Origin of the sequence: Paeniglutamicibacter sulfureus (assembly GCF_039535115.1) — a bacterium.
In the GTDB taxonomy this organism is placed as follows: Bacteria; Actinomycetota; Actinomycetes; order Actinomycetales; family Micrococcaceae; genus Paeniglutamicibacter; species Paeniglutamicibacter sulfureus.
The window spans coordinates 3313486-3332475 of sequence record NZ_BAAAWO010000001.1; the positions used below are offsets into that span (position 1 = coordinate 3313486).

At 65.0% G+C, this 18990-nt stretch carries 15 protein-coding genes and 2 riboswitches; of the genes, 5 read left to right on the forward strand and 10 right to left on the reverse strand.

The window, feature by feature from the left end; genetic code table 11:
- The first annotated feature begins 2 nt into the window (after positions 1–2).
- Positions 3–554, forward strand: a complete 552-nt coding sequence (locus tag ABD687_RS15135) for a histidine phosphatase family protein (RefSeq protein ID WP_264269826.1) — start codon at positions 3–5, stop codon at positions 552–554.
- 137 nt (positions 555–691) lie between these two features.
- Here ABD687_RS15135 and ABD687_RS15140 read toward each other — a convergent pair whose 3' ends face one another.
- Together ABD687_RS15140 and ABD687_RS15145 are read right to left on the reverse strand one after the other, a co-directional pair.
- The gene (locus tag ABD687_RS15140) at positions 692–2122 is read right to left on the reverse strand and encodes a ferredoxin reductase (RefSeq protein WP_310293411.1); all 1431 of its coding nucleotides are present in this window, start codon (positions 2120–2122) and stop codon (positions 692–694) included.
- A gap of 26 nt (positions 2123–2148) precedes the next feature.
- Complete coding sequence (locus ABD687_RS15145) at positions 2149–3453, reverse strand: aromatic ring-hydroxylating oxygenase subunit alpha (protein ID WP_302263192.1); 1305 nt, start codon at positions 3451–3453, stop codon at positions 2149–2151.
- A 159-nt stretch (positions 3454–3612) separates the two neighbouring features.
- Between ABD687_RS15145 and ABD687_RS15150 the strand changes: the two genes are divergently transcribed.
- Both ABD687_RS15150 and ABD687_RS15155 read left to right on the forward strand, forming a co-directional pair.
- Positions 3613–4545, forward strand: coding sequence for a LysR family transcriptional regulator (locus ABD687_RS15150; protein ID WP_310289949.1), 933 nt, complete (start codon positions 3613–3615; stop codon positions 4543–4545).
- 154 nt (positions 4546–4699) lie between these two features.
- Positions 4700–5347 carry a class I SAM-dependent methyltransferase gene (locus tag ABD687_RS15155; protein ID WP_310289946.1) on the forward strand — a complete coding sequence of 216 codons (648 nt, stop codon included), beginning with the start codon at positions 4700–4702 and terminating at the stop codon, positions 5345–5347.
- A gap of 4 nt (positions 5348–5351) precedes the next feature.
- Here ABD687_RS15155 and acs read toward each other — a convergent pair whose 3' ends face one another.
- From acs to ABD687_RS15175, 4 genes are all read right to left on the reverse strand, one after another.
- The gene (acs, locus tag ABD687_RS15160) at positions 5352–7328 is read right to left on the reverse strand and encodes an acetate--CoA ligase (RefSeq protein ID WP_310289944.1); all 1977 of its coding nucleotides are present in this window, start codon (positions 7326–7328) and stop codon (positions 5352–5354) included.
- A gap of 125 nt (positions 7329–7453) precedes the next feature.
- Positions 7454–8284: an ABC transporter permease gene (locus ABD687_RS15165; protein ID WP_310289941.1), complete on the reverse strand. Its 831-nt coding sequence runs from the start codon at positions 8282–8284 to the stop codon at positions 7454–7456.
- Positions 8284–9312 carry an aliphatic sulfonate ABC transporter substrate-binding protein gene (locus ABD687_RS15170; RefSeq protein ID WP_310289938.1) on the reverse strand — a complete coding sequence of 343 codons (1029 nt, stop codon included), beginning with the start codon at positions 9310–9312 and terminating at the stop codon, positions 8284–8286. Before ABD687_RS15170 ends, ABD687_RS15165 begins: the two co-directional genes overlap by 1 nt.
- Before the next feature lie 86 nt (positions 9313–9398).
- On the reverse strand, positions 9399–10211 hold the full coding sequence (locus tag ABD687_RS15175; protein WP_310289936.1) for an ABC transporter ATP-binding protein: 813 nt from the start codon (positions 10209–10211) through the stop codon (positions 9399–9401).
- A 4-nt stretch (positions 10212–10215) separates the two neighbouring features.
- A riboswitch (SAM riboswitch) is annotated at positions 10216–10306 on the reverse strand.
- 423 nt (positions 10307–10729) lie between these two features.
- Positions 10730–10827: riboswitch (SAM riboswitch) on the forward strand.
- A gap of 6 nt (positions 10828–10833) precedes the next feature.
- Here ABD687_RS15175 and ABD687_RS15180 point away from each other — a divergent pair.
- Positions 10834–12171, forward strand: coding sequence for an acyl-CoA dehydrogenase family protein (locus ABD687_RS15180; protein ID WP_310289934.1), 1338 nt, complete (start codon positions 10834–10836; stop codon positions 12169–12171).
- Positions 12172–12253: 82 nt separating this feature from the next.
- Positions 12254–13657 carry an LLM class flavin-dependent oxidoreductase gene (locus ABD687_RS15185; protein ID WP_264269834.1) on the forward strand — a complete coding sequence of 468 codons (1404 nt, stop codon included), beginning with the start codon at positions 12254–12256 and terminating at the stop codon, positions 13655–13657.
- Positions 13658–13966: 309 nt separating this feature from the next.
- On the opposite strand, the gene ald is transcribed toward ABD687_RS15185, so the two are convergent.
- From ald to ABD687_RS15205, 4 genes are all read right to left on the reverse strand, one after another.
- The gene (gene ald / locus ABD687_RS15190; protein ID WP_302263188.1) at positions 13967–15088 is read right to left on the reverse strand and encodes an alanine dehydrogenase; all 1122 of its coding nucleotides are present in this window, start codon (positions 15086–15088) and stop codon (positions 13967–13969) included.
- 61 nt (positions 15089–15149) lie between these two features.
- Positions 15150–16637 (reverse strand): NAD-dependent succinate-semialdehyde dehydrogenase, encoded by a 1488-nt coding sequence (locus tag ABD687_RS15195; RefSeq protein WP_310289930.1) that lies wholly within the window; start codon positions 16635–16637, stop codon positions 15150–15152.
- The gene (locus ABD687_RS15200) at positions 16634–17935 is read right to left on the reverse strand and encodes an aminotransferase family protein (protein ID WP_310289928.1); all 1302 of its coding nucleotides are present in this window, start codon (positions 17933–17935) and stop codon (positions 16634–16636) included. Before ABD687_RS15200 ends, ABD687_RS15195 begins: the two co-directional genes overlap by 4 nt.
- A 141-nt stretch (positions 17936–18076) precedes the next feature.
- On the reverse strand, positions 18077–18973 hold the full coding sequence (locus ABD687_RS15205) for a LysR family transcriptional regulator (RefSeq protein ID WP_302263185.1): 897 nt from the start codon (positions 18971–18973) through the stop codon (positions 18077–18079).
- Between the last annotated feature and the right edge of the window lie 17 nt (positions 18974–18990).

Below are 18990 nucleotides of genomic sequence, written 5' to 3' on the forward strand. Positions count from 1 at the left end.
CCATGAGTGCAACCTTGGTTTTGGTCCGTCACGGTGAAACGGCATGGAATGCCGAAGGTCGACTTCAGGGTCAGACGGATATTCCGCTCAATGAGCTGGGACGTGAGCAGGCGCGTGGCGCGGGCCGGGAACTGGCAACCCGCCACTGGGATGTACTGGTCTCATCGACGCTTGGCCGCGCAGCGGAAACGGCGGAACTCATCGGGCATGACCTGGGGTTGACGCTGACCGAAAAATTGGGCGGTCTCCAGGAACGCCACTACGGCAATGCCGAAGGCCGTGTGGTCCGCGACCTGCCCCGCGAGGAGATCGACCTGCTGCTGCACTCGGCAGAGCCCGAGGAAGACGTGGTGAAGCGCGGGATTTCCGCCCTCAGTGAGCTGGTGCTGCGTTACGAGGGCAAGAACATCATTGCCGTGGCCCACGGGACATTGATCCGACTGACTGTTGATGAGCTGCAGGGCGGCGTGCGAACCAAACCGCTGCGCAATGGCCAGATCGTCGAAGTGGACATCAGCCTGCTGCAGCGGCACCTGTCCGCCGCCGCACACTAGGAAATTCCGCCCTCCAACATGAACCACGTTGGCATGGCTGGAACGTCCTTGGCGACCCCCTGGCCTTGCGCCGCGAGGGCCGATGACCTCCATGCCCGCCATCCATGCTTCCGAGGTCACCTCCTGGAACCAGCCGGCTAGGCGTCGATCACCAGATCGGTCCGCGCGGTCGAGCAACACGGCAGGAACTTGCCGGCCTCGATCTCCCGTGCGCGGATCCCGCCTTGGTGGTTCATCTCAACATCACCGGAAAGCTTCACGATCTTGCAGGAGCCGCACATGCCTTCCTGGCAGTTGGCGCCGATCCTGACTCCGGCTCGCTGGGCAATGCCGAGGATCTTCTCCTCGGGGTCGATGCGCACGTTGATGCCGGTGCGCATGAAGGACAGGGTGAGGCTTCCGGTGCCGACGGTGTCGAATGCCGAAACGTCGGGGGCGGAGGGTTCCGCTGTTTCTGCCTCGGCGGCCGGAACCTCGGAATCGACGGGGTCTGGTTCGGCAAAGTCGGGATCGGCCGCCTGGAGCGGCAGTCCCGTGGCCTCCAGCGGGCCCTCGTCGTCGTAGGCCGGTTCGTACATGCCTAGGGCGGAAGGCTGGCTTTCGTAGTAGTCCTCCGCCGAATCGGAGATTTCCTCCGCGATTTCCTCGGCAATCTCCTCCGCCAGGGCAACCTCTGTCTGGTATTCCAGGGTCGTCTCGCAGTCTCCGGAGAAGAATTCCATGTGGATGGAGGTGTCGTCGACGCCGACCGCGGCAAGCAGTTCGGACACGTTGTTCAGGTAGCCCTCGGGGCCGCAGGCGTAGACCTGGCGTCCGTTGGCATCTGGCGCCACCTCATCCAGCATCGCGGTGGACAGCCGTCCGGTGAGGCCTTCCCAGTCCGCGGGCGCGCTGCGGTCGCCCAGGGAGAAGTGGACGGTGACGCGCGAATCCACGGTGGCGATGTAGCCCAGTTCCTGGTGGAAGGCGAAGCCTCCGGGTGCGGCACCGTGATAGAGCACCACCACGTCGGCCTGTCCGGGCAGCGAGTGGATGGTCCGCAGCATGGACATGATCGGGGTGATGCCGGAGCCCGCGGCCAGCAGGAGGTAGCGCGCCCGCCGGTCGGCGTCGGGCAGGTGGAAGGCGCCGACGGGTCCGAGCATCTCGAGCACCGTGCCGGGTCCGACGTTTTCGTGCACCCACGGCGAGACCCGGCCGGCCGGGTCTCGCTTCACCGTGATGTCGAAGGTCCACGGTTTCGTGGGCGAACTGGACAGGGAGTAGCTGCGGTCGATCGGGTCCCCGCCCTCGCCGTTCACGGGGAAGGCGATGTTCACGTATTGACCCGGGCGGAACGCGAGGGGCGCGCCGTCTGCGCGGCGGAACACGAAGGTCAGCATTCCACCGACTTCCGGAACAATCTCGACGCATTCGGCCAGGAACTCCTGCGGGTGCCAGGGGCCCAGGGCGCGCGCGGCACTGGCCGGTCCCTCGGTGCTGCCCAGCACGCGGTTCCACGGCATTTCCAGGCCGCGGATGCGCTGTGGCTCCTGGTGGGGCGCGGTAATGGTCGTGGTCTCGGCCATGATTGTGGGCTCAGTCGCGGTCATGGTCACGACAGGTGTTCCTGCACGCGCTGGATGTACCAGTTGATGAATGCCTCGACCTGGTATTCGCTTTTCATGTACGGGCCGGGTTCGTAGGCGGGGCTGCCGGCTCCCTTTTGGCAGAGTTCGACGAATTCCTTGTCCTGCAGGTTGGTCTGCTTCCAGGTGTGCGTGAGCTTCTCCAGGTCGTAGTCGTCGCCTTCCACGGCATCGTCGGCGACCAGCCAGGTGGTGCGCACCAGGGTTTGGTGCTCGTTGACGGGGAACACTGCGAAGGTGATGACATGGTCGCCGAGGAAGTGGAACCAGCTGTTGGGTTGCAGGTGCATCGAGCAGCGGCCGAGGCGGAAGTCGCGCAGGTCCCCGAGCAGCTTCTTGGAGAGTCGGTGTCCGTCGGGGGAGAACGATTCGCCGTCGCCGTCGAGGGACTCGCGCGAGATGCGGATGCCAGCCACCCGGGTGTCTAGCTCCTCAACGACCTCGTAGGGAATGCCGTAGCGCCGGCAGCGGGCTTCGAGCGCGGCCTGCGCCTCGGTGTTGCGGTCCCACACCTCCTCGAGGTGCGGCGGGATCAGGCCCTCGGTCAAACCCCAGGTGGGGAACAGGGAACAGGCCAGTTCCGGGTGCCCGTCGCAGTGGTAGCACTCCCGGTTGTTCTCCATGACGAGCTTCCAGTTGCCCTCCTCGATGATGTTCTGCTGGTAGGCGACCTTTGCCTTCGAGAGGTCGTGCGGGGCCAGGTAGGGCTCGAAGATCTTCGCAGTTTCGTCGAAGTCGGCCGGCGGTTCCTCGGCCATGCAGACGAAGATCAGGCCGGCGTATTCGCGGCTGTGGGCGCGCTTGAGCCCGAAGCAGCCCTTGTCGAACTTCGTTTCCCCGGGTGCGGAAGCGTGGATCAGGTCTCCGCTGGGGGCGTAGGTCCAGGAGTGGTAGCCGCACACCAGGTTCCCCGTGGTTCCGGTGGACTCGGTCAACACGCGCGCGCCGCGGTGGCGGCACACGTTGTGCAGGACGTTCACGCCGCCCTCGTCGTTGCGCAGCACGATCAGGGAGTAGGGCCCGTAGTCGACGGTCACATAGTCGCCCGGTTCCGGGAGCTCGGCGACGCTCGCGGCAAAGAGCCAGTGTTCGCCGAAAATGGCCTGCATGTCGATCTTGAAGATCGCCGGATCGGTGTAGAAGGGCGCGTCAAGGGAATGGCCTTCGCGGCGGAAGTCGAACAACTCGGTGATCTCGGCCAGCTGCTCCGCAGGCAATGACGAAGCGAGCTTGCCGCGTGAAGACAGGGGCACGTTCACTGATGCAGACATGTGTTTACTCCTCGGGGGAATGGGGCGGGCATGCGGGCCGGGGTCCCGGTTGGTGATCCAGGTCACCGAAATGCCGGAAACTTCTTACTCACGAGGGTATGGATCGATGCCCTGCAATAAAAGCGCAAGATTTTGGGGATAATGATGCAGAATAGGTGCATGATCGATCCGCGACTCACCACGCTCAGAGTGTTTGCCCGGACCGGCACCGTCGGGGCAACCGCGGAACTCACCGGATATTCGCCCTCAGCGGTGTCGGCACAGTTGCGTGAGCTGCAGCGCGTGTTGGGCATGGAGCTGCTGGCGAAGGAAGGGCGGGGCGTGCGCCTGACGGCCACCGGCAGGTTCCTCGTGACGGGCTCCGACGTGTTGATGACGGAATGGGAGCGGCTGCGGGCCGCGGCGCTCCAGGCCGGCGACCAGGTACAGTCCCACTTCGGGCTGGGCGGCTTTTCCACCGCGGCTGCCCAGCTGCTCGCGCCGCTGGCCGCCACCCTGCGTACGGCACGTCCCTCGGTGGACGTCCAGGTGCTCGAGGCGAATCCGGCACGTTGCTTCGACCTGCTGGTCGCCGAACGAATCGACCTGGCGGTCATCGTGGCCATGCAGTCCCAGACCCATGTTGAGGAAGATCCGCGCTTCGAGCAGACCACGCTGCTCAACGATCCCCTCGACGTGATCCTCCCCTCCGACCACCCGCTGGCAACGCGCGCAACGGTAACGCTCGAAGAGCTGGCGAGCGAGCCCTGGATCACCGAAGCCCCGGGGTCCACCTATCATTCCCTGTTCACTGCGGCGTTTACGGCCGTCGGAGTCACGCCGAGAATTGCCCACGAGGCCGTTGAGTGGGAAACCCAGATCGCCTTCGTCGGAGCTGGTCTTGGAGTTGGACTGCTGCCGCGCCTGGCGCCCCTGGGAAGCGCAGAGAATGTGACCCGACTGCGCATCTCGGGCCAGGGGAAACCCGCCCGCAGGATTGTCGCGGCGGTGCGCAAAGGCAGCCTCGGCTCACCGCTGATCAAGGAATCGCTCGGGATCCTGCAGGGCAGGGCGAAGCGAATCCTCACCGAACGGCTGGATGGGGAAGGGTGAAGCCGCGCGATCGCGGCGTTCGCGCCCGGGGGCACGACTTCGTGAGGTGCCGGAGGGCAAATACCATGTGGCGAATGCGTGTGGACGGGACCGCGTGAAGATCGGCGTGGTCCACGCCTAGAAAACACTGCCCGCGCGGGCGCACCATGTGTGCATGAGCGAATCGTTTTTTGGGGATCCCGAATACTATGCCCGGTGTGCGAAGGCCTACGACGCCATGATCGGCTCAAAGGTGTACAACAAGGTGTTCTGGGGCACCGACCCCCGGCAATATTCAATCTTCGCGGCCCAGGCCATTGCCTCCGGGAAAGGTCCGCTGCTGGAGGTTGCGGTCGGCACGGCGCAGGCCACGGCGACACTGCACGTGGCAAGTGCCCGGACGACGACGTTGGTGGACATGAGCGGACCGATGTTAAAGTTGGCCGGTGAATCCATCGCCACTGCCGCCGGCGGCACACTGCCCGATCGAATCACCCTGGAATGCCGGGACATGCTCGCGCCCCCGGGAGACCGGAGGTACGAAACAATTCTCGGCCTGGGGCTGCTGCACCTGGTCCCGGATGTCACCGCCACCGTCCGGGAGCTGGGCAGGCAACTGGAAGATCACGGGAAGTTGTTCCTGGCCTCATTGGTCAGGGGATCGGCCCGGTCCAACGCCTATCTTGCGCTGCTGAAGGCGCACGGAGACATTGCCAGGATCCGATCCGGCACCGAGCTCTTCGACGAAGCCAGGGCCAGCGGTCTTGGATCCGTCACGCTGGCCCGTCGCGGGGCGATGGCGTACGTGGAGATTTCGCGGTAGCCGGTTAGGCGTCGCAGATCTCCTTGATCTGTGCGATGCACGGCTCGTTCTGCAGGCTGGTGGTGTCGCCCAGGGCGCTGCGCTCAAAGAGCTGGGTCAGCAGCCTGCGCATGATCTTGCCCGAGCGGGTCTTGGGCACATCGGGAACGAAGACGATCTCGCGCGGCTTGGCGATGGGCCCGATCTGGGTTGCCACGTGGTTGCGAAGCTCCGCAATGAGGGCCTGCTGCTTTGCCAGCGCTTCGCCAGCCAGGTCCGTTCCCACCACGGACTTGTCGAACGGCACCACGAACGCGGTGGCCGCGTGGCCGGTCTTGGCATCGCTGGTCGGGCAAACCCCGGCCTCGACGACTGCCGGGTGCGTGACTAGTGCCGATTCGATTTCGATGGTGGAAAGCCGGTGCCCGGAAATGTTGATGACATCGTCCGTGCGGCCCAGGATCCAGATGTCCCCGTCCTCATCGAAGCGCGCCCCGTCACCGGCCAGGAACCAGCCCTGCTGCGCGTACTTCTCCCAGTAGGAGGTGTAGTAGCGCTCGGGGTTGCCCCAGACGGTGCGGGCCATGGACGGCCCGGTCTTGGTCAGCACGATGTAGCCCTGCAGGTTCTTCTCCACTGTTTGCGCCGCATCGTCGACGATGTCCACGGCTACGCCGGGCAGCGCGCGGGTGCCGCAGCCGGGTTTGAACGCGGTGTCGTCCTGGCGCGGGGAGAGGATCGTGGCACCGGTCTCGGACTGCCACCAGGTGTCGACCATGGGGATGCCGGCGGCGGTGTCGCGTCCGACCTGGCTGCGCAGCCAGCGCCACGCCTCGGGGTTCACGGCTTCGCCGACGGTCCCTGCCAACCGGATCGATGACAGGTCGTAGTCCGCGGGGATTCCCTCGGGGAACCAGCCCATCAGCGAGCGCACCAACGTGGGCGCGGTGTAATAGCTGGTCACGCCGTAGCGGGCGATGATTTCGAAGTGGCGGCCCGGGTGGGGGGCATTGGGCACGCCCTCGTAGATGACCTGGGTGACGCCGTTGGACAGCGGTCCGTAGATCTCATAGGTGTGCGCGGTGACCCAGGCCAGGTCGGCGGTGCACCAGTGGACGTCGTTCTCGCGCTTAGCCGGATCCGGGTTCGAGAAGAGGAACTCGTGGCTCCACGAGGCCTGGGTCAGGTAGCCGCCGGTGGTGTGGACCAGGCCCTTGGGCTGGCCGGTGGTGCCGGAGGTGTACATGATGAACAAGGGCGTTTCGGCGTCGAAGGCCTCGGGGGTGTGTACGGTGCTCGCGGTGTCAACCGTCTCGTGCCACCACACGTCCCTGCCCTGCACCCAGTTGATGTCGGTGTGCCCGGTGCGGTTGATGACCAGGACGTGCTCGATCGAGTTTTCGCCGGAGACGGCCTCGTCGGCGTGCGCCTTGACCGGGACCGATGTGCCGCGGCGGAACTGGCCGTCGGTGGTGACCAGGAGCTTGGCGGCGGTGTCCTCGACGCGGAACTTCAGGGCTTCGGCGGAGAAGCCGCCGAAGACCAGCGAGTGCACCGCGCCGATGCGCGCGCAGGCCAGGGTGATGACGATGGTTTCCACCAACACCGGCAGGTAGATGACCACGCGGTCGCCCTTGGTGATGCCCAAGGCGACCAGCGCATTGGCGGCCTGGGAAACACGGTCCTGCAGGTCCTTGTACGTGACGGTGGTGGTGTCGCCGGGCTCGCCCTCGAAGTGCAGGGCCACCTTGTCGCCGCGACCGGCTTCCACATGGCGGTCCACGCAGTTGTAGGCGGCGTTGAGCTTGCCGCCCTCGAACCAGCGCAACTCGGGTCCACGCCGCGCCTCCGGGTCCACGCCGGTGCTGCTGTGGACGGTGTGCCATTGGTCGGACCAGCTCAGACGCCGCGCCGCGGCGTCCCAGAAGGCCAGGCGTTCGGCTTCGCTCCAGGTGGCCTCGTTGGCGATGCCGGGGGCGGTCGTGTTCAGGGTTTCAGTCATTGTCTTCTCCATCGGTCCTGGCGTTGGCACTCCACCGCATATGTGGTTGCTGCGTCGTCACGGAGCCGGTTCTCTTGGCCGCTCGGGATGCTTTTCTTCGGTGGTTCTTGGGCAGGTTTGCCGGGTCAGGCCCAGCGTTTGACGGCCCAGCGTTCGGCCAAGCCCACCAACGCGTCAGTGGTCTTGCCCAGCACGGCCAGCAGGATGATGGCGAGGATCAGTCGATCGATGCGCCCGTTGTTTTGGGAATCAAGCAGCAGGAACCCCAGGCCCATGGAGGATGCGATTAATTCGGCGGCCACCAGGAACAGCCAGGCCTGGGCCAGGGCCAGCCGGAGGCCGGAAAATATTGCCGGAACCACCGCGGGAAGCTGGATGGTCGTCAACAGCTTGACGCCCTTGAGTCCGAAAGCGCGGCCGGCCTCGATCAAGTTCTTGTCCACGTGGCGCAGGGCCAGGTACACGGTGGTGAATACGGGGAAAAACGCACCAATGACGATCAGGGTGACCTTGGAGTCCTCACCGATCTTCATCCACAGGATCAACAGCGGGACCCAGGCCAGGGATGGCACCGCGCGAAATGCCCCGATGGTCGGCGCCAGCAAAGCGTCGGCTATGCGCGACAAGCCGACCAGGGCGCCGATGGCCAGGCCCAGCACCGCGCCGATGGCAAAGCCGACCAGGACGCGCTGGGTTGAGATGCCAATGTGGTTGCCCAGTTCTCCGCGACCGAGAAGATCCACCGCGGCGGAAAACACCGAGGCCGGCGAAGGCAACTGGGCCGGGGTGACCCACCCGAACGAGGTCGCACCCTGCCACAGGGCGAGAATGAACAGCGGCACCAACGTACCCAGGCCGATGCGGCCCAGCCGGGATGCCAGCAGCGGGCCCCCGGGCGTGGACGCGCCGTTGCCGTTGGTCGATTCGCTGGTGTCCAGGGACAGGTCAGCGGACATTAGGAGGCCTTGACCTTGGATGAATCGGCCTTCTTGGCGAACGAGTCGTCAATCAGGGTGCTGAGTGCGGCATCTACGGCGGCCTGGTCCGTGACGTCGTGGGTTTGAACGAAGATCGGCCCGACGACGGTGAGGACGTCGATCAGCTTTTCACCGGGTACCGCCGAAACATCGAGGTTGGAACGCTCGAGGATCACCTTTTCGGCAACCGGCGTTTCCAGCCCGGCCACGTCGGCCAGGATGGTCGCGGTTTCCTGCTGGTTGTCCGCAGCCCACTCACGGGCCTTTTCGTAGGAATCCACCACGGCCTGTGCGACTTCCGGGGAATCCTTGAGGAAGGATTCGGTCGCATTCAGCGCGCCGTAGGTGTTGAAGTCCAGGTTGCGGTAGATCAGCGTGGCGCCGTTTTCCTCGGCGCCAGCCATGATCGGGTCCAGTCCACTCCAGGCGTCCACGGAGCCATTTTCCAAGGCAGCGCGCCCATCGGCGTGCTGGAGGTTTTCCACCGTCACGTCGTCGGGACCAAGCCCTGCCTGTTCCAGGGCCTGCAGCAAGAAGAAGTAAGGATCGGTTCCCTTGGTGGCAGCCACGGACTTGCCCTTCAGGTCGGAGACCTCCTTGAGGGGGGAGTCCTTGGCGACCACAAGGGCAGCCCACTCGGGCTGCGAGTAGATGTCGATGGTCTTGATCGGTGAACCATTGGAGCGGGCCAGCAGGGCGGCGGAGCCCGCGGTCGATCCCACGTCGATGGCGCCCGCGCGGAGCGCTTCGTTGGCCTTGTTGGAACCGGCCGACTGCACCCAGTTCACGGTGACGCCCTGGTCCTTCAGCGATGCTTCCAGCCAGCCCTTTTCCTTGAGCACCAAGCTCAACGGGTTGTAGGTGGCGAAGTCGATGTTGAGCGTCGTGGCTTCGTTGGCGCTGGCGCCGCCGGAGCCTTCGCCGGCGCAACCGGTCAGCAGTGCGGTGGCAGTTGCCAGCGCGGTGGTGGCGATGAGCGCGCGACGCGAGAAGAATTTGCGGTTCATGAGTGGTTTCCTTGAGTGTTCGACCGCACGCCAGTGCGGCGCTGGTTCTAAGAAGCGAGTGGAGTGGAAGTGATTGGGGGCCGGTGCTAGTGGCGGTGCGCGTCAACGCCGAGCGACGCCAGCAGCGAGCTGCGCATTCGGCCCAGGGCTTCATCGCTCCGGTGGCGCGGACGTGCGCCGGGGACCGTGAGGACCTGGGTGACGGTGGCGGAGGTGGCGCCGTTCGGGCGACCCAACACCACGATGCGGTCTGCCAACTGGAGCGCCTCGTCGACGTCGTGGGTGACCAGCAAGACGGTCGTCGGGTAGGCGCCGTGGATGTCCAGCAGCAGGTCTTGCATTTTCAGGCGTGTTAGTGCATCCAGCGCGCCGAATGGTTCATCCAGCAGCAGGACTCCGGGGCGTCGGGCCAGTGCCCGTGCAAGCGAGGTGCGCTGGGCCATGCCGCCGGAAATTTCCCGCGGCCGTAAGGTGCTGTGGGCATCCAACTCGACGAGTTCCAGGAGTTCGGCTACGCGGCTGGCGCCAATGGAACGGTCTGTACCCTGGGGAAGCCCCAAAGCCACGTTCTTTTCAACGGATTGCCACGGCAGCAAGCGCGGTTCCTGGAAAGCCACGGCGCATCGGGCGTCCAGGCCGTTGACGGCGGTGCCGTCGATCAGGACCTGGCCCGTGGAGGGTCGGTCCAGTCCGGAGACCGAGCGAAGCAACGTGGACTTGCCGCAACCGCTAGGGCCAAGGATTGCCACGACTTCGCCGCCCGCGATCTCGAGGTCGACATCACCCAACACTTTGCGACCGTCGAAGCTGCGTCCAACGCCTTTGAACGTCACGCGAAGCGCCGGGTTGGAGCCGCGTGCCGGTAGGGAAAGCGTGGGGTGGTCAAGCGTGGAAGTCATGTTCTCTCCATCGTTCCTGGCGGTAGCACCGGCCTCGGTCGAGGTGGTTGCTGCGGCGTCATGGAGCCAGATCTCTCGGCCGCTCGGGATGGGTTGTTACCTTCATCAAAGTCGATCCGGCGTCATGGAGGCAAGCTGGCCGTAATGTGACGGAACGTTCGACAAGTCGGAAAGAATCGGCAATCCATCGAATGAAATTTGATGAAATAGGGAATTTTCATCTTTTTTCCACGAGCGCCAAAGTGCCGGCGGGGGACCGCCTTCCCGGCCCGCGTATCACGCGTCCAGCCGCGTGAACCCGCTGTCGGGCGGGCCGGCTGAACCTGGGGCCCCGGGTCGCCTGACCTCCGCGCCAAGGCTGGTGTCTCGTCGAAGGAATGGTTGTCGGATCGGCGTTGGGTCGCTACCGAGCCGATGCCGCGGCGGGCCAGGAAGCCCGCTGTGCCCTGTGACGCACGTGCCATTTGTGACGAACCGGGTTGTCTCCGCTTCGCCGGGGCGTGTAGAAATATGTCCAACAACCATCCAGAGCGGCCGAGAGATCTGGCTCCATGACGCCGCAGCAACCCCTTCCCCTTAATTGGGCGGTAGGTGCTCACGCCAGGACCGATGGAGAGAATTCATGGCTATCGATTCATTTGCACTAGCGCACGCCGTCGAGGCGGACCCGAACATCTTTGGCGCCGTCAACCTCGACGCCTTCACCAGCGACACCCCCGCCCGACACCTGCTCAAACTCACGCCGGGCGTTCCACTGAACGGTCACTATGACGAGTTGGCCGCGATTTTCCGCCCGGTCTTCGCCAAGATCGCAGTCGGGGCCGGCGAGCGCGATGCCAACCGGACCCTCCCCTTTGAACCTGTCGGGTGGCTGAACCGGGTGCGATTCGGGGCATTGCGCATCCCGGTGGCAGCAGGTGGCTATGGGGCAAGCGTGTCCGACTTGTTCCGCCTCTTGATCGAACTCGCCGAGGCGGATTCACAGGTGGCGCACCTGTGGCGCTCACACATCGGCTTCGTCGAATCCGTGCTGTTGCTTGAGGACGATGCCTTGCGGCACCGCTGGATCGAGCGCATTGTTGCCGGCCAGATCGTCGGCAACGCCTACACCGAGCGCGGCGGGAACCGGTTGGGCACGCTCAACACGACCATTGCCAGGCAGGGCGAACGCTGGATCCTCAATGGCGAGAAATACTATTGCACCGGCACGATCTACGCCGATTGGGTCGCCGTCGCCGTGGCGCATCCGGCCCGCGCCGGCCGCCAGATCGCGGTGGTCTCCACGCAGCATTCCGGGGTCAAGATCTTTGACGACTGGGACGGATTCGGGCAGCAGCTCACCGGCACCGGCTCGACCACGTTCGAGAACGTCCCGGTGGACACGATCCTGCCCGACGAACAGCAGGTCAACGACCCTGAATCCGCCATCTTCCAGCTGGTGCTCCTGGGGGTCCAAGCCGGAATCACGCGAGCGGTTCTCAATGACGTGCGCTCGTCGGTCCAGGCCCGCACTCGAAGCTTCAGCACCGGAACGGGCGTTCCGGTGCGCGAGGAACCCCAGGTGCTCCAATTGGTCGGCGAGATCTCGGGCACCGCGTTCGCCGTCGACTCCATCGTCCTGGCCGCCGTGGCGGAGATCGAGATCGCGCTTGCCGATGCCTCCCTGAGCCCGGCAGAGCGGTTTGCGGTGTGTGAACTCGCCGCGGATCGGGCGCAAGCCGTGGTCCAGCCGCTGGTTCTCTCGGCGGCGACCAAGCTATTTGACGGACTGGGCGCCTCGGCAACCGCCAAGGGCTGCAACCTGGACCGGCACTGGCGCAACGCGCGCACCGTTGCCACCCACAACCCGGCGATCTACAAGGCGCGCATCATCGGCGACTACGAGGTCAATGGAACGGCACCCCAGCAGCTCAACGCCATCGGCGACGTGGGTGCAATACCGGCAACCGGCCTCCCCTAAAACCGCCAACCGCCACCGAACCACTGACTTGATCCGCGCACCATCGGATCCGCAAACTCCCACCACCTCGCGAAGGACAAACATGAGCCAGACACCCGCCCCCCGCCACATCCGTTTCAACGCCTTCGACATGAACTGCGTGGGACACCAGTCCCCGGGTCTGTGGAAGCACCCCAAGGACCAGTCGGCCCGCTATAAGGACCTGTCCTACTGGACCGACCTGGCCAAGACCCTGGAAAAGGGCAAGTTCGACGGCATCTTCATCGCCGACGTGCTGGGCACCTACGACGTCTTCGGCGGCTCCAACGAGGTGCCGCTGCGCGCCGGCACCCAGGTCCCGGTCAACGACCCCTTCATGCTGGTTTCGGCCATGGCCTCGGTGACCGAGAACCTCGGCTTCGGCGTCACCGCCGGGACGTCCTACGAGCACCCCTACCCCTTCGCCCGCCGCCTGGCGACCCTTGACCACCTGACCAAGGGCCGCGTCGGGTGGAATGTCGTGACCGGCTACCTGCCCTCCGCCGCACGGAACATGGGCCAGGAGGACCAGCTCGAGCACGACGAGCGCTACAACCAGGCCGACGAGTACATGGAGGTCATCTACAAGTTGCTCGAGGGCTCCTGGGAAGAGGACGCGGTGGTGCGCGACGTTGAGCGCGGCATCTTCACCGACCCGACCAAGGTCCATGAGATCAACCACGAGGGCAAGTACTTCAAGGTCCCGGGCATTGCCATCACCGAACCCAGCCCGCAGCGCACCCCCGTGGTGTTCCAGGCCGGCGCCTCGCCGCGCGGACTGAAGTTCGCCTCGGAGAACGCCGAGGCGGTCTTCGTGACCTCCCCGACCAAGGAAATGCTCAAGGCCACCGTCACCAAGATCCGCGACGCCGCCGAGGCCGCGGGCCGCGGCCGTTACGACGTGCGCATCTACGCCATGCAGACGATCATCACGGATGTGGACTCCGCGGCAGCGCAGGCCAAGTTCGAGGACTACAAGTCCTACGCCGACATCGACGGGGCCCTCGCCCTGATCTCCGGCTGGATGGGCGTGGACATGTCCACCTACGGCCCGGACGACGTCATTGGTGCCAACGTGAAGTCCAACGCCATCCAGTCCACCGTCACGACCTTCCAAAAGGCCAGCGGAGACGACGGGAACCCGTGGACCATCCGCCAGCTGGCCGAATGGGTGGGCGTTGGCGGGTTCGGACCGATCACCGTCGGCTCGCCGACCGAGGTTGCCGACAAGCTCATCGAGTGGGTCGAAGACACCGACGTAGACGGGTTCAACCTGGCCTATGCCATCACCCCGGGAACCTTTGAGGACATCGTGGAGTTCATCGTTCCCGAGCTGCAGGCCCGCGGTGCCTACCCGACCGAATACGTCGAGGGCACGCTGCGCAACAAGCTCTTCGGCAAGGGAGACCGCGTCCAGGACTCCCACCGCGCGGCCAACTACCGGTTCGCCAACGCCGAGGTCAAGTAACCTGTAGTCGTCCCCGTACGGGGGGGGTCGGGCGGCGTTGCACCCTGCAGGGTGCACCGCCGTCCGAACTCTTTAACCCGCAGATCCTTCCGCAATGTACGTCTTGGCCGGGAAGCACCGTCTTCAGCAACCGGGGTGAGGTCGGGTTGCGCCGCACGGATTGGCGGTGGACAGGCGGAAGTTCGCGGGCCCCAAGAAAGCCACGGATCCAGAGGGCAGGGGATTCAACCAAAAAGCCCCGAGCGACGATGACGTTCGGGGCAGACGGTTTGGGACAGGTGATGTCACCTGTCCCAAACTTGTCGGATGTCAGTTGCTTGCCACGGCGAACAGTTCCCGGTCCTCGCCGGGGAGATCGCTGAAGGCCGCGGCCACCCCCGGATAGGCGATCCGGCCGGCCCTGGTGTTGACTCCGGCGGCCAACGCGCGATTGGCGGCCACCGCCTGCTCCGCTCCCTGGTCAGCCAGCTGCAGCACGTATGGCAGGGTGGCATTGGTCAGTGCCTTGGTCGAGGTTTGCGGGACGCCACCTGGCATGTTTGCCACGCAGTAGTGACGCACCCCGTCCACCTCGTAGATGGGATCCTGGTAGGTCGTCGGGCGGGACGTTTCGAACGCGCCGCCCTGGTCGATGGCGACATCCACGAGCAAGGCTCCGGGCTTGAGCAGGCCCAGCTGTGAGCGCTTGACTACCTTGGGTGCGGCCCGCCCGGGAACCAGCACGGCACCGATGACCGCATCGGCCTGCGCCAGTTCCTGTTCGAGGGTCAGCGGGTCGTTCATGAGGACGCGGGCCCGGGAACCTAGCAATTCATCGAGCTGGCGGATGCGGCGCGGGGACATTTCCAGGATCGTGACCTCGGCCTGCATGCCCAGGGCCAACTGCGCTGCCTGGGTGCCGACCACGCCACCACCGATGACCAGCACCCGGCAGGGAGCCACTCCCGGTGAACCGCCCAGCAGGCGTCCCGGCCCACCGTTGGGACCGGTTAGATAGTTGGCCGCCGCGTGGGCTGCCAGTCGACCGGCGATTTCACTCATCGGGGTCAGCAACGGCAGCCCGGTCTCGTCCTGCACCGTTTCATAGGCGATCCCGAGCGTGCCGGCCTCCAGCAGGGCTTCGGTCAGAGGACGGTCGGCGGCCAGGTGCAGGTAGGTGAACAGGGTGAGGTCTTCGCGGAGGAAACCGTATTCGGAGGCGACGGGTTCCTTGACCTTGACCAGGAGTTCGGCGTTGGCCCAGGCTTCGTTCTGGTCGACCAGGATCGCACCGGCCGCGGCGTACTGTTCATCGGGGAAGCCTGCGGCCCGTCCGGCCTCGTGTTCAACATAGACGGTGTGTCCGCGCCCGGTAAGCGCGGCGACTCCGGCCGGAAGCAGTGCCACGCGCTGTTCCTGGGCCTTGATTTCCTTGACGACTGAGATCTTCATTGAGCTTGTGCCTTCGTGTTTGGTTGTTGACGTGAAAGTGTTGCGAGACAAATTGTGGGATTTAGCCGGTGGTGCGGCGGGAAATGTTGTAGAACCGTACGTTCTGGTATTCCTCCAGGCCTTCGGCGCCGCCTTCCCGGCCTAAACCGGACTGTTTGACTCCGCCAAAGGGCGCTGCGGCGTTGGAAGGGACTCCCTGGTTGATGCCGAGAATTCCCGTCTGCAGCCGGTCCGCGACGTTCAACGCGCGATCCAGATCCTGGCTGAATACGTAGCCGGCGAGACCGAACTCGGTGTCGTTGGCCAACGAGATCACCTCCGCTTGGGTGGAAAAACGCTGAATGGCGGCAATCGGACCGAAGATCTCCTCGCGCACCACCCGGGATTCGGGGTGTACCCGATCCAAGACGGTGGGTGCATAGAAGTTTCCGAGCGAATCGTAGCCATGGCCGCCGGTGAGGAGTTCGGCACCGCGGGCCAGCGCGTCCTCGGTCAGCGCATGCATCTGCGTGACGGCACGGTGGTCAATGAGCGCTCCGAGTGCCGTGTGGGCCCCGAGCCCCGATCCCACGGGAACTCGGGCGAAACGGGCGGTGAGCTCGGAGACGAACCGATCCGCGATCCCGTCCTGGACATAGATGCGGTTGGCGCCGATGCAGGACTGGCCGCCGTTGCGGAGTTTGGCGGCAAAGGTGCCTTCAAGGGCGCGTTCCAGATCCGCATCGTCGAAGACGATCAATGGCGCGTTGCCGCCCAGCTCCATGGAGGTGCGCAGCACGTTCTTCGCGGCGAGTTCCAGCAGTTGTTTTCCGACCGGGGTCGAACCGGTGAACGACACCTTGCGCACCCGCTCATCGGTGAGCACGCTGCGGCTGAAGGCCCCGGAATCCGAGGTGGTGACCACCTGGATGAGTTCGGCCGGAATGCCGGCCTGCACCGCGAGCTGCACCGCGAAGTAGGTGGTCAGCGGCGTCGCAGTTGCAGGCTTGACCACAACCGGGCACCCGGCGGCCAAGGCCGGGGCGATCTTGCGGGTAGCCATGGCCAACGGAAAGTTCCACGGCGTAATGAGCACTGCCAGGCCCACGGGGGAGCGACGCGTGAGGATGTCGGCTGCCCCATCCGGTGCCGGGCGGTAATCGCCGCTGGGACGAACAGCTTCCTCGGCATACCAGCGCACGAAATCGGTTCCATACTTCACCTCGCCACGTGACTCGGCCAGGGTCTTGCCCATTTCACGGGAAATCAGGTGCGCGATTTCCTCGGTGTTCTGCACCAGCAGTTGATACCACGCATGCAGTGCGTCGGCTCGTTGGCGTGGAGTGCGCCCGGCCCAGGCGTGTCCGGCCTGGTCAGCGCAGGCTACGGCGTGCAGTGCATCGTCGCTGCCCAGGTCCGGGACGTGGGCGATGAGCTGGCCGGTGGCGGGGTCATGAACCGGGATGCCGTCGGAGGGCAGGTGCAGGGTGTCGATGACTGCGTCGGCCAGGGCCAGCGCTTTTGGGTCGGCTTCGATCAGTTCGGTGCCAACGGTGGCAGTGAGGTTCATTTGGCGCCTCGTTCGGTGATGGCCTGCGAGATTGCTGCGACGAAGTCCAGTAGCTCGGAGTCGGTGGTGATGAATGGGGGGCTGATCTGGATGGTGTTCCCGCGAAGCGGACGGCCTATGAACCCCAGCTCGACCAGATCGTCACAGACCTGCTCGGCCGAGAGCTGGTCGCTGAGCGTCACGCCGCCCAGCAGTCCGGCGTAGCGCACCTGGGCAACCAGCGGGTTCTGGCTGGCGAGGTTGTCCAGCGCACTGCCCAGCACTCCAGCCAGTTCGCCCACCCGCGGCACGAGCCGTTCGCTCTCCAGGATTTCCATGTGCTTCAGTGCGACGGCGCAGGCAGTCGCATGTCCAGCGTAGGTGGCCCCGTGGCGGAAGATCGGGGTGTTGGGGGAGTCCTGGTAGAACGGTTCCCACAACCGGGGTGCCACCATGACCCCGCCCAGTGGTGCGTAGCCGCTGGTGACGCCCTTGGCGAAGGTGATCATGTCAGGTTCGAGGCCGTAGTATTCGGCCGCGAACATGGTTCCCATTCGTCCGAAGCCGGTGATGACTTCATCCAGGATCAAAAGGATGTCGTGCTCCTTGCACAACCGCGAGATGGCTTCGAGGTACCCCGGCGCCGGCGGATTCACGCCGCCAGTGCCCTGCACGGCCTCGGTCACAAGCGCCGCGATGTTTTCCGGGCCGAGCTCGGTGATCAGCGCCTCGACCTGCGCTGGGTCGTTCAGTGAGATGCGGGCGGTTTCGGGAACCAGCGATTCGCTTCCGTAGCCTTCGCGGTTGAATTCGAGTCCCGCGATGCTCGTGCCGAAGGCGTGGAGCCCGTGGTAGGCGAATTCACGCGAGAGAATGATCTTCTTTGATCCGCGGCCCTCGCGTTGCCAGTGCCGGCGGGCCAACTTGCAGGCCACATCGATGGCGTCCGAGCCGCCGGAGTTCAAGATGAGTTTCGCGCGGTCGATGGGGGAAATCTCGGCGAGGACTTCGCCAATTTCCAGCGCCTTGTCGTTGGCGTAGCGCGCGAAGATGTGGAAGGTTTCCAGCTGGCGCATCTGGTCGTAGGCCGCTTGGGCCAGCTCGGGGCGGCCATGTCCCACATTGGCGTGCCAGAGTCCCGCGGTGCCGTCAAAAAGTCGGCGTCCGTCGGTGGTGTACAGCCACGACCCTGCGCCGCGCTCCACCACCAACTGACGCCCGAGCACCGTGGGGGTGTGGGCCTGGGCCGGCCAGAGGGCCGGCCCATCGAGGAGGGTGGGGCTGGCGGGTGCCGGATGGGAAATGTCGGTGACTGTCATTCGGAATCGCTCCTTTCCGGTGCGGATCGGCTGAAGATAAAGGACGTGCGCGGCGAGGGTTCATCGCGTCGTAGTTCCAATCTAGAGAGCCGTACCCGTAAAGAAAAGCGAATGATTCCAACGGATTACTGTAAGTTTTACTTACGTTATTTCGGGGTGTTCCATAGCCTGCAAGACCGCTTGGCGCACGGCATTCAAGGCAAGGTTCTGCTCAGCGCCGCTGCGTGCCACGAAGAGGATGGTGCGGTGCTGGTCCACGGGTAGCCAGGGGCTGGGCTGCAGCTCGCTTTGCATTTCACGCATCAGCATGTCAGGCAGGAAAGCGGCGGCCAGGCCACGCTCCACCAGTCGCAAATGGAAGAGCAAGTCGGAGGAGACATGGGCGACTTGCGGCTCGAAACCCACTTCGCGGCACACCCGCAATGCCCAGTGTGCCGCGGCGCTTTCCGGTGGTTCCATGGCCCAGGGCACCACTGCGATGGCCGCGGTGTCATCCGGATCCAAACCCAGGGGCAGATAGCCGCGCATCGGATCGGTTCCCAACACGGTGGTGTGCAGGCCGGCATGTCCGCCGGCAGCGGTTCCCGGGAACGAATCGGTGATGACCGCGTCCACCTGGCGGGAGACCAGGCGCAGGACCGCTTCCTCGGGTTCGTAGCGGTGGATGTTCACCTGAAGACTGGGATGCTCGTGGGACAACAGGACCAAGGCCGTCGGCAGCACCGACCGGCTGATACTGGCAAAGGCCGCCACGGTGACGGTGCCCTGGGCGCGCTGATGCGAAGTGGCCAGATCAGACTCGGCCCGTTCGATCGCTGCGAGGATCGCCTCGGTGTTGCGCACAAGCTCAAGGCCGGCGGTGGTTAGCTGGACATTGCGCCCAACCTTCTCCAGTAAACGCACCCCGGTCTCACGTTCGAGCTGGGCGAGCTGTTGCGAAATCGCCGAGTGGCTGTAGGAGAGATTGCGGGCGGCGGCGCTCATGCTCCCATGCAGATTGACCTCGCGGAGCAAGGTGAGCCGGTGTATATCGAGCATTCTGTCCTTCCCTGATT

Coding starts and splice junctions, on each gene's coding strand:
- ABD687_RS15135 (WP_264269826.1), top strand. CDS start 3: ATGAGTGCAACCTTGGTTTTGGTCCGTCACGGTGAAACGGCATGGAAT.
- ABD687_RS15140 (WP_310293411.1), bottom strand. CDS start 2,122: ATGGCCGAGACCACGACCATTACCGCGCCCCACCAGGAGCCACAGCGC.
- ABD687_RS15145 (WP_302263192.1), bottom strand. CDS start 3,453: ATGTCTGCATCAGTGAACGTGCCCCTGTCTTCACGCGGCAAGCTCGCT.
- ABD687_RS15150 (WP_310289949.1), top strand. CDS start 3,613: ATGATCGATCCGCGACTCACCACGCTCAGAGTGTTTGCCCGGACCGGC.
- ABD687_RS15155 (WP_310289946.1), top strand. CDS start 4,700: ATGAGCGAATCGTTTTTTGGGGATCCCGAATACTATGCCCGGTGTGCG.
- acs (WP_310289944.1), bottom strand. CDS start 7,328: ATGACTGAAACCCTGAACACGACCGCCCCCGGCATCGCCAACGAGGCC.
- ABD687_RS15165 (WP_310289941.1), bottom strand. CDS start 8,284: ATGTCCGCTGACCTGTCCCTGGACACCAGCGAATCGACCAACGGCAAC.
- ABD687_RS15170 (WP_310289938.1), bottom strand. CDS start 9,312: ATGAACCGCAAATTCTTCTCGCGTCGCGCGCTCATCGCCACCACCGCG.
- ABD687_RS15175 (WP_310289936.1), bottom strand. CDS start 10,211: ATGACTTCCACGCTTGACCACCCCACGCTTTCCCTACCGGCACGCGGC.
- ABD687_RS15180 (WP_310289934.1), top strand. CDS start 10,834: ATGGCTATCGATTCATTTGCACTAGCGCACGCCGTCGAGGCGGACCCG.
- ABD687_RS15185 (WP_264269834.1), top strand. CDS start 12,254: ATGAGCCAGACACCCGCCCCCCGCCACATCCGTTTCAACGCCTTCGAC.
- ald (WP_302263188.1), bottom strand. CDS start 15,088: ATGAAGATCTCAGTCGTCAAGGAAATCAAGGCCCAGGAACAGCGCGTG.
- ABD687_RS15195 (WP_310289930.1), bottom strand. CDS start 16,637: ATGAACCTCACTGCCACCGTTGGCACCGAACTGATCGAAGCCGACCCA.
- ABD687_RS15200 (WP_310289928.1), bottom strand. CDS start 17,935: ATGACAGTCACCGACATTTCCCATCCGGCACCCGCCAGCCCCACCCTC.
- ABD687_RS15205 (WP_302263185.1), bottom strand. CDS start 18,973: ATGCTCGATATACACCGGCTCACCTTGCTCCGCGAGGTCAATCTGCAT.